Source organism: Pontimicrobium sp. MEBiC01747 (genome assembly GCF_053601635.1).
The window spans coordinates 1-5,747 of sequence record NZ_JBSHNS010000463.1; the positions used below are offsets into that span (position 1 = coordinate 1).

Annotated in this window: 7 protein-coding genes; 6 read left to right on the top strand and 1 reads right to left on the bottom strand. The window is 32.0% G+C overall.

The window, feature by feature from the left end; translation table 11 throughout:
- The coding region (locus ACVC2P_RS15205; protein WP_452599309.1) for a dihydropteroate synthase at positions 1–224 on the bottom strand (224 nt) is incomplete at its 3' end.
- 105 nt (positions 225–329) lie between these two features.
- Here ACVC2P_RS15205 and ACVC2P_RS15210 point away from each other — a divergent pair.
- The 6 genes from ACVC2P_RS15210 (at position 330) to prmA (ending at position 5,533) form a co-directional block, all read left to right on the top strand.
- Complete coding sequence (locus ACVC2P_RS15210; protein ID WP_452599310.1) at positions 330–878, top strand: DUF1599 domain-containing protein; 549 nt, start codon at positions 330–332, stop codon at positions 876–878.
- 18 nt (positions 879–896) lie between these two features.
- The gene (locus ACVC2P_RS15215; protein WP_452599311.1) at positions 897–2,207 is read left to right on the top strand and encodes a BT_3928 family protein; all 1,311 of its coding nucleotides are present in this window, start codon (positions 897–899) and stop codon (positions 2,205–2,207) included.
- A 6-nt stretch (positions 2,208–2,213) separates the two neighbouring features.
- Positions 2,214–3,290 carry an ABC transporter permease gene (locus ACVC2P_RS15220; RefSeq protein WP_452599315.1) on the top strand — a complete coding sequence of 359 codons (1,077 nt, stop codon included), beginning with the start codon at positions 2,214–2,216 and terminating at the stop codon, positions 3,288–3,290.
- Between the two features lie 6 nt (positions 3,291–3,296).
- Positions 3,297–3,788 carry a TlpA family protein disulfide reductase gene (locus ACVC2P_RS15225; protein WP_452599312.1) on the top strand — a complete coding sequence of 164 codons (492 nt, stop codon included), beginning with the start codon at positions 3,297–3,299 and terminating at the stop codon, positions 3,786–3,788.
- Positions 3,789–3,824: 36 nt separating this feature from the next.
- The gene (gene tpiA / locus ACVC2P_RS15230) at positions 3,825–4,574 is read left to right on the top strand and encodes a triose-phosphate isomerase (RefSeq protein WP_452599313.1); all 750 of its coding nucleotides are present in this window, start codon (positions 3,825–3,827) and stop codon (positions 4,572–4,574) included.
- A gap of 122 nt (positions 4,575–4,696) precedes the next feature.
- Complete coding sequence (gene prmA, locus ACVC2P_RS15235) at positions 4,697–5,533, top strand: 50S ribosomal protein L11 methyltransferase (RefSeq protein ID WP_452599314.1); 837 nt, start codon at positions 4,697–4,699, stop codon at positions 5,531–5,533.
- Positions 5,534–5,747: the final 214 nt, after the last annotated feature.

Below are 5,747 nucleotides of genomic sequence, written 5' to 3' on the forward strand. Positions count from 1 at the left end.
AACTCTTCAGTTTCAGGGATAGTTTCTGCATTAGGTTTAGAGCTATAGGCACCAACATCTATAAAAGTAGCACCCTCATGGAGCATTTTTTCAACTTGAGTTAAAATAGATTTTTCATTTTTATAGAGGCCTCCATCAAAAAAAGAATCTGGTGTAACGTTAAGAATACCCATAACTTTAGGCATACTTAAGTCAATACAATTACCGTTGCAATTTAATGTCATTTGTAGTGTTATAGACGTTGTTTGTTTAGGCTTGTAAAACTTTAAACCATAAACTTTGAACTTTTCAAAAAATTAAGCGAAATTTACGCAAAATTCAATCAATTCATGCAAGATACATCAAAACAATATGATGCCGTTATAAATAGCTGTCGTAACCTATTCATTAATAAAATGAAAGACTACGGAAGTGCTTGGCGCATTTTACGTTTGCCATCGCTAACAGATCAAATTTTTATTAAAGCACAACGCATTAGAAGTTTACAACAAAATGAGGTTAGAAAAGTAGATGAAGGAGCGCAAAGCGAATTTGTAGGAATCATTAATTATTGTATCATGGCTCTTATTCAATTAGATAAGGGCGTAGTAGAGCAACCAGACTTAACAACAGAAAAAGCAACACTGTTATACGATGAAAAAGTAGCACTTACAAAACAGTTAATGCAAGATAAAAATCATGATTATGGTGAAGCATGGAGAGATATGAGAGTGAGCTCGTTAACCGATTTAATCTTACAAAAGCTATTACGAGTAAAACAAATAGAAGATAATTCTGGAAAAACAATAGTAAGCGAAGGCATAGATGCTAATTATCAAGATATGATAAACTATGCCATTTTTGCATTAATACACTTAAGCGAAGCAGAAGCAAGTTAATTAAACAATAATAAACACATGAAAGTAATAGTTGGGGTTAGCCGTATATTTATAGGTATATTTTTTATCATTTCTGGATTAATAAAATTAAACGATCCTATAGGTTTTGCCTTTAAACTCGAAGAATACTTTGGGCCTACGGTTTTAGATTTACCTTTTTTAACACCTTATGCATTAGGGATTTCTATATTTGTAGTTGTATTCGAAGTGCTTTTAGGTGTGTTTTTAATTATTGGATACAAACCAAAGTTTACAGTTTGGAGTTTGTTACTAATGATATTGTTTTTTACGTTTTTAACTTTTTATTCAGCTTATTTCGATAAAGTAAAAGACTGCGGATGTTTTGGTGACGCTATGAAAATGACACCTTGGCAAAGCTTTTGGAAAGATGTGGGCTTATTAGCATTAATCCTTATTGTTTTTACACAAGTAAAATACATAAAACCTTTCTTTAATAAATTTGCAACAACAATAATATCATTATTAAGTTTTATAGCCTGTTTATGGTTTGGATACCATGTGTTAATGCATTTGCCTGCAAAAGATTATAGGCCATATAAAGTAGGCGCTAATATTATAGATAATATGACGGTGCCAGAAGATGCACCAAAAGCAGTACAAGAATTTACTTGGACCTTTGAGCTTAAAAATGGAGAGCAAAAAGAATTTGTTACAGATGGATCTTACCCTAATGTAGAAGGCAAATACGTTGGTGTAGAAGTAGATATTATAGAAGAAGGATACGAAGCACCTATTCATGACTTTTCTATAGAAAAAGATGGTGAAGATTTAACAGAATCTATTCTTAAGGAAGATAACTTAATCCTTATAGTCGCCTATAATTTAGAGAAAGCAGAAGTAAATGGATTAAAAATAATAAAAGAAGCTACAGATAAAGCCATTAAAAATGGTTACACTGTAGTTGGTTTAACAGCAACAGGACCAGAAGAAGTAGCAGACTATAAATCTGTATATAATTTAAATTTCGATTTTTATTTCTGTGATGAAACGGCATTAAAAACAATAGTGAGATCTAATCCGGGAATATTAAAACTGCAAAACGCTACAATTAAGCAAAAGTTACATTTTAATGATATCGACCAATTAGAACTCCCAGTAGTAGAACGTAAGCCAGAACCTAAACCAGAACCAGTTGAGGTAACAAATGTCATGTATTTTATAGACGATGAATTAGCTACTAAAGAGATGGTAGATACTATAAAAGCAGAACTTATAGAACGTATGGAAGTTGTTAAAGATAGTGTGTTGTTAAAGGAGATGGATGTAACGGGAGTAGACTCTATTATTAAAATAACATTAAAACAATAATATAGTCTGATCAGTTATTTTCTAAATAAAACCTTTTATGCACTACTTACATTATTTGGAGTAGTCACAGTTATATTTTTTTTATTTAGTGTATTGCCAGGAGACCCTGCAGAAATGATGCTGGGACAAAATGTAGATAAAGCCCAACTAGAAGTCGTTAACAAAAAATATGGTTTCGATAAACCTATAAGTACACAATACGCTTATTATATAAACGATTTATCACCACTTTCGTTTCATTCTAATAAAACAGAAGACTACACTTATTTAAGCGCTAATAAATACTCCGCCTTACAGCTATTTACTCTAGGGAATACGACAACGGTTTTAAAACTGCCTTATTTGAGAGAATCGTTCACAAAACAAGGCAAAAAAGTAAGTCAGGTTTTAGTAGAAACCTTACCCAATACATTTGTACTAGCAATAACAGCCATATTAATAGCTATAATTCTTGGAATATGTTTAGGTATTATATCCGCCTTAAAAAAAGATACTATACTAGATAAAACAATACAAATATTGAGTACTGTAGGCATGAGTGTACCCTCCTTTTTCAGTGCAATACTATTTGCGTGGTTATTTGGCTTTGTATTACATAAGTACACAAATTTAGAAATGACGGGTAGTTTGTACGAATTAGATGATTTTGGAGAAGCAATGCACATACAATGGAAAAACTTAATACTACCAGCCGTAGTATTAGGTATTAGGCCATTAGCAGTAATAATACAATTAATGCGTAACTCTCTATTAGAAGTATTTAATCAAGACTACATACGAACAGCAAGAGCAAAAGGATTAAGCGAATTTCAAATAATAAAAAAACACGCTATTAAAAATGCAATGAATCCTGTGGTAACAGCCATATCAGGGTGGTTTGCATCTATGTTGGCAGGTGCAGTGTTTGTAGAATATATTTTTGGCTGGAACGGATTAGGAAAAGAAATAGTAAATGCTTTAAATACATTAGATTTACCAGTAATAATGGGAGCAGTATTAATTATTGCATTACTCTTTATAATAATTAATATTTTTGTAGATATTATTTATGCTTGGTTAGACCCCAAAATAAAACTACAATAAACTATTATGAAAAAAATTAGCCTTATTCTATTGTGTCTTTTTACATTAATAAACTGTAAAGCACAAGAAGCACCAACGCAGTTTTCACAAGAAGCATTAAACGATACATTTATAAATATAAAAGGAAAGCAGGTAACATTTGCTAGTATATTAAAAGAACACAAAGACAAAACAATTATAATAGATGTGTGGGCATCTTGGTGCAGAGATTGTATTAAAGGAATACCTAAAGTAGCGCAACTACAGCAAAATAATCCAGAAACAGCATTTTTATTTTTATCATTAGATAAAACAGAAGCCGCATGGAAAAGAGGAGTCGCAAAATATAAGCTAAAAGGAGAACATTATTATATGCAATCTGGCTGGAAAGGGCCGTTTGGTACTTTTTTAGACTTAGATTGGATTCCTAGATATATGGTAATAGGAAAAACAGGAGAAATAAAAGTCTATAGAGCTATAAAAGCAGACGATAAAATTATACAAGAACAATTAAACTAAAGACTCTATTTAGTGAATTGAAAAAAATATAAAACAATGAGAAAAAATATAGTAGCAGGGAATTGGAAAATGAATAATGATCTAGCCCAAACCGAAACCCTAATAACAGCAATAAAGCAACAAGCAAAAACATCTAATGCAGAGGTAATGGTAGCTCCAACGTTTGTTAACTTATATCCTGCATTTAATGCATTAAAACAATCTAACGTAGAAGTTATAGCACAAAATATGCATTTTGCAAGTAATGGAGCATACACAGGAGAGGTAAGTGCAGCAATGTTAAAAAGTGTAGGAGTTAATACCGTAATTTTAGGGCATAGTGAGCGCCGAGCATATTTTAATGAAACCGATGAAATACTTGCACAAAAAGTAGACACAGCATTAAATAACAACATGAGAGTTATTTTCTGTTTTGGAGAAGAATTAGCCGACAGAAAAGCTAATAATGAAGAAACAATCGTAAAAAATCAAATAGCAAACGCATTATTTCATTTAGAAGCAGCAGCCTTTAAAAATATAGTTTTAGCATACGAACCCGTTTGGGCAATAGGTACAGGAGAAACAGCAACTCCAGAACAAGCACAAGACATGCACCAGTTTATAAGACAAACTTTAGCAGAAAAATATACAGCAGAAATAGCAAATTCAGTATCTATATTATATGGTGGGAGCGTAAAACCAGCAAATGCAAAAGAAATTTTTTCAAAACCAGATGTAGATGGTGGTTTAATAGGAGGAGCATCACTAAAAGCAGAAGACTTTTTTGCTATAGTAAATGCATTTTAGGGCGTTACCTAAAGGTCGGGCTTTCGCAAGTCACTCTCTGCGAGGAGTTCCAACAATTGCTCAATCCCTAACGCAGAAAAAGATAATACAGAAAAAAACAAAGAACATTCAATAACATAACAATGTCAAATATTATATACATCGGCTATTATTTTAAGGTAAGCCCAATACAACCAGCAGTAGAAATTTTAATAGCAGAATTAGGTTATGCAGGTTTTGAAAGTTTTGTTGAAACAGAGGAAGGCGTTACAGCATACATACAAAAAGAAGAGTGGCAAGAAAATATACTAGACAATGTGCAAATTTTAAAATCAGACGAGTTTAAAATAAGCTATACATTCGAAGACATAGAACAAGTAAACTGGAATGCAGAATGGGAAAAAAACTTTAACCCTATAATAGTAGATAACCTATGTTCAGTAAGAGCACCGTTTCATGACAAACCAGACACTAAATACGACATTATTATAGAACCCAAAATGAGTTTTGGTACAGGGCATCACGAAACAACACACATGATGATTCAGCATATTCTTAAAAATGATATGATTGGGAAATCTGTTTTAGATATGGGCTGTGGTACAGGCGTATTAGCAATTCTAGCAGCTATGAAAGGAGCAACAGTAGTAGACGCTATAGATATAGACAATTGGTGCTACCTAAATAGCGTTGAGAATGTAGAACGTAATGGAGCATTAGATATAACTGTGTTGGAAGGAGATGCTACTTTGCTAAAAAATAAATCCTACGATAGTATTATAGCAAACATAAATCGTAATATTCTTTTAAAAGATATGGCAACCTACAAAAGCTGCCTTAATGCTGGAGGAAACCTATTTTTAAGTGGGTTTTATGACAATGATATACCACTAATAACCGAAGAAGCAAACAAGCTTAATTTAACTCTAAAACACAAATTAGAGCGAAACAATTGGGTGTCCTTGCATTTTGCCGAATAAAATAGTGTTTAAACGATTTTTTTTGACAGATTATTCTGTAAAACAATCAAACTACGGGTTTTGCCGTAATCCGTTTGTTTTAAATAATTTACCTTTATTTTAAATAAATTTATTTTATCCTATAGGTATTGTAGACTTTCTAAACCAAAAGCTCTGCACCAACTTACCTATGGCTATTGTTTACGTAAGCTTTAAAATTAATTTTAACCAAAAA